The sequence below is a fragment of the Bartonella sp. CL70QHWL genome, from assembly GCF_042194855.1.
Taxonomy (GTDB): domain Bacteria; phylum Pseudomonadota; class Alphaproteobacteria; order Rhizobiales; family Rhizobiaceae; genus Bartonella.
The window spans coordinates 1-3,302 of record NZ_JBHINJ010000055.1 but is presented as its reverse complement, the minus strand read 5'-3'; the positions used below and the strand labels follow the sequence as shown (position 1 = coordinate 3,302).

At 38.8% G+C, this 3,302-nt stretch carries 1 protein-coding gene and 1 pseudogene; both read left to right on the top strand.

The window, feature by feature from the left end:
- The coding region (locus ACFIJZ_RS09425; protein WP_375631877.1) for an autotransporter outer membrane beta-barrel domain-containing protein at positions 1-285 on the top strand (285 nt) is incomplete at its 5' end.
- A 642-nt stretch (positions 286-927) separates the two neighbouring features.
- Positions 928-3,302: pseudogene (locus ACFIJZ_RS09420) on the top strand (autotransporter outer membrane beta-barrel domain-containing protein); the annotation flags it as partial.

Sequence of the window (3,302 nt, the reverse complement as noted above, 5' to 3'; positions counted from 1 at the left end):
GTTGGTGGACGTTTGACAAAAACCATTTCCACTGAAAACAACCGTCCGATGTCTTTCTATGGAAAAGTAAACTTGATCAAAACCTTTGGTGATAATGGTACCATCCAGATTGGCAGAGATTTTGACCTTGATCCTATAGGACCTGCAATTGAAGGCGGCGTTGGCATTAATGCGCAACTGTCTCACAATTTCTCCCTTCATGGTGATGTCAGCTATCAACAAAAGCTTCAGAAAACTGGTATAAGTGGTGCAAACTTTTCAGGCGGCATACGCTATCAGTTTTAAAATAAAACTGTCAAAACAGCGTATTTCTTTTCTATGCATTAACAAAAAAGGCAGCTACAATATGCTGCCTTTTTATCTCCCCCCTATTCTTCTCTACCAATACACACCGCCAACATTTCTCTTTAAGAAAATTAGTTAAAAAAACTCAAAACAATAAAATATCGCGCTTTCAACTAGTAAAAATATCCCTTGAAAAAAACTAAACGTCGATTGAAAAATCAATGAGCGCTATTTTATCGTAACCGTGTTAAAGAAAAACATGAAAGCTATGGTACCATCTTTGGTTTCATGATGTTGAAAGAGATCCCTATCAAGCTCAAGCATACAGTTTTTTTTAATTTTCTTGCCTACTCCTTTTCTTTAAGCATAAGAAACAAGTTTTATGCAAACATAACACATATCTTGAATAGAAAAACTTATAATACTTATATAATATTAACATAATGTATTCATATAATACTAAATGAATTTAAGTATAATACATTATATGTTAAATGTATGATTTATTTTATACTTTACATAAAAATAAAAATCGCCTATTCACGTTCCATCTCTAAAGTACCCATCCATTTGATATCCTTCTTATAAGCGGGGGAAGAGTGTGTGGCACTTATAATTTACTTATAATTTAGGAAAATCTTGATGTGTAAAAAGTCCCTTTTATCCTGCACGGCTGTCATAGCTGTCATGCTATTAAACACCCATCTCAATGTATATGCTGAAACTCTTGAAGTTTCCGGCGAGAAAAAAGAAGTATCTAACACAACGTATGAGATTATTAATGCGAAAGACAACGGGGAAATCACCGGCACACATTTAACTGTGGTTGGGAATAAAGACACGGATATTTATGCTGTAACAGCTGACGGTCTTGGCAGTGCGATTACATTACTGCAAGACACAGCCATTAAAGGAACTGATTTTGACATTCGTCTCGGTCTTAATGCAAAAGATGGTGCTACAATCAAAATGACTGGAGGCATTATTACGGTTTCTGAAATTGGCGCTTTCTTCGAAAACAGTATGAATGATAAAAACAAGCTGGAAGGTGTAACAATATCAAGCGGTAAAGATGACCACTTCATGGACAAGGGAATAAATGCCGACAACAAAAGCAAAGTTACTTTAGAAAACGTAACGGTTACGCAAGCAAACACCAGTATATTTGCAAATGATCATTCTGAAGTAACGATTTTAGGAGGAGCATTTGATGGAGAACTCAAAGGAATATCTGCTACGGAAGGCAGCGCTATTACTTTAACCTATAGTGAATTAGCCGATAATAAAAAAGGCAGTGTTCAAGTTACATCATCTCATGGTGACGGACTCTATGCAAATGGTGCACAATCCACAATCACAATGATAGGAGGATCAGTCACTGGAGAAAATACAGCATTACTTGCAGAAAATGGCGGACATATTGACGTCACAGATGTTACTTTAAAAAAAGATGGCACCGGAATCGGTGCAATAGCTAATGATGTTGACAGCACAATTGAACTGCACGGAAATACGGTAATTAATGACGCTGTAATTGGGCTTTATGCAACAAACGGTAGCACAATCACAATGACTGGAGGAACCATTACGGCTTTTGAAACTGGTGCGTTCTTCAATGAGAGTAAAAGCGATAAAAACAAGTTAGAAAACGTAACCATTACTTATGCAAATACCAGCATAAGTGATCAAGACAAGCTAGAAAATGTAAAAACATCGGACAATGAATTAGACCCTGGATGGGAAAGTGAATTAGAAAATGAAAAAGAAGAGTTTTTATTCACAGGAATAACGGCCTTTGCCGGAAGTCATCTCACTTTAGAAAATGTAACCATTACGCAAGCAGACACCAGCATATCGGCAGAAGATGGTTCACAAGTAACGATATTAGGAGGAGCATTTGATGGAGAACACACAGGGCTATACGTAATGAACGGCAGCTTCATTACTTTAACCAATAGTAAAGAAGGCAGCGTTCAAGTTACATCATCTAATGGTGATGGACTCTATACAGACGGTTTATTCTCTACCATCATAATGATGGGAGGGACAGTGACTGCGGGAAACAGAGCATTATTTGCACAAAAAGGTGGATATATTAAGGTCACAGATGTTGCTCTAACAACGATGGACGGAAACGGATACGGGGCAGCTTCCACCGATCCTTACAGCTTTATTGAATTGGATGGAGAGACAACGATTACTAATGCTATAAATGGACTTGATGCGGAAAACAGTGGTGTCATCATAATGACGGGAGGAGCTGTAACTGCAAAAAGTGCAGCATTGTTTACCATGAACGGTGGATATATTAAGGTCACAGATGTTGCTCTAACAACGATGGACGGAAACGGAAACGGTGCAGCTTCCACCGATCCTGAAAGCTTAATTGAATTGGATGGGAAAACAACAATTAATAATGCTCTCATCGGACTTTATACAGAAAATAGTGGTACTATCGCAATGGCGGGTGGAACTGTAACTGGGAAAAGCGCGGCAGTACTTACAAAAAGCGGTGGACATATTAAGGTCACAGATGTTGCTCTAACAACAATGGATGGCAACGGATATGGTGCAGCTACCAGCGATCCTAACAGCTTGATTGAATTGCATGGAAAGACAACGATTAATAATGCTTTCATCGGACTTTATACAGAAAATAGTGGTACTATCACAATGGCGGGTGGAACTGTAACCGCAACAAATATGGCACTGTTTGCAGCAAACGGTGGACATATTAAGGTCACAGATGTTGCTCTAACAACGATGGACGGAAACGGATACGGGGCAGCTTCCACTGATCCTGACAGCTTGATTGAATTGGATGGAAAGACAACGATTAATAATGCTTTCATCGGACTTAATACAGAAAATAGTGGTACTATCACAATGGCGGGTGGAACTGTAACCGCAACAAACATGGCATTGCTTGCAAAAAGCGGTGGACATATTAAGCTCACAGATGTTGCTCTAACAACGATGTATGGCAACGGATACGGAGCAGCTACCACTGATCCTGA